We start from the raw sequence: 1310 nt of genomic DNA on the forward strand, positions 1-1310 counted from the left end.
GATTGCCGTAGGCGGCAGCCGCCGCAGACAACTGGCCGGTGGACAGCGTCACGTGGCGGGCCTCCAGCCCCAGGCCCACAAAGGCCAGCACCGGCGGCAGCAGGCCGAGCATGAAGCCCAGCGAGATGTTCGACGCAAAGCCCGAAATATGCTCGCGCATGAAACGCGCCCAGCGGTCGGCGCGCGCCCCGCCCAGCACCCGGGTGATGCGCGGGTTGTAGCGCAGGGCCGAATCCAGCTGGTGCAGCACAAACCAGTTTTCCACCGCGCCCGCAATCAGGCTGGAGGTAAACAACAGCACGCCGGTAAACGCCGCAAACAGCAGCGTGCTGGGGCTCAGCAGGTTCAGGGTGTGGAACACGTGGTCGGCCTCGGCCTGGCTGATCATGTGCTTGCCGCTGCCCCAGAACATCGCATAGCTGATCAGCAGCACGCAGGGCGTGACCATGCCCACATTGCCCAGCACCGCCGCCACCTGCGAACGCACCAGGTGGGTGACTTCGTCGACAAAGTCTTCGATCGCCCGGCTGTTGCCCAGGTCTTTGAGCTTGGCGGCCATGGCGGGGGCGGTCATGGCCGGCTGCTTGGTGGCCAGAGTCCAGTGCAGCAGCTGGATCATCACAAAGCTGGCGGCGTACATCACGCCCGACCACATGCCCGCCCAAAAGGCCGTCAGGCCCACCGCGCCGATCAGAAACTTCAGCAAGGTGGTCAGCGACGTGGCCGCACCGCCGCCTGCCGCCTTGATCAGCATGCCACGGTACTCGGCCCGGTCGCGGGTGATGTAGTGCTCGCCGGTTTCGGCGCTGCGCTCGGTCACCTTGGCGGCCAGCATCGAGGCGTTGCCACGCACCAGCGCCCGCAGGCTGCGGCGTTCCTGCCCGGCATAAGTGAGGCGCACCACCAGGCGGCTGGCGCTGGCATCGGGCGTGGGCGAGAGCAGGCAATCCATCAGATCGCGCACCCGCAGCAGGCGTTCGCGCAACTGGCGCAGCATGAACACCAGGTTGACCGAGATGCCGTGGTCGTTCAGGTGCGGGTACACGCTGGCGGCGGCCTGGCGGCATAGCTCCAGCCGCTCGCGCAGGCGCTGGGCGGCGGCCTCCAGCTCGGGCAGCTCGCGCGGCGTGGCAATGAAAGCCCGGCGCAAGGCATCCACCTCGGCCGACAGGCTGTTGAACGGCTCATCATGCCGGGCGGCAGCGCTCATGCGCAAGCGCAACTCCGATGCCACGCCGGTGGCCATGATCTGGTTGCTGCAAAAAGTAATGGCCTGCAGCAGCTCGTCTTGCCACAGCGTGATGCCCGGC

At 67.3% G+C, this 1310-nt stretch carries 1 protein-coding gene; it reads right to left on the reverse strand.

Translation table 11 applies throughout. The features are described from left to right. Positions 1-1310 (reverse strand): site-specific recombinase (locus tag AC097L_RS24735; RefSeq protein WP_479589366.1); only part of this gene is annotated, 1310 nt, incomplete at both ends.

Source organism: Rhodoferax sp. RT5P35 (genome assembly GCF_056521385.1).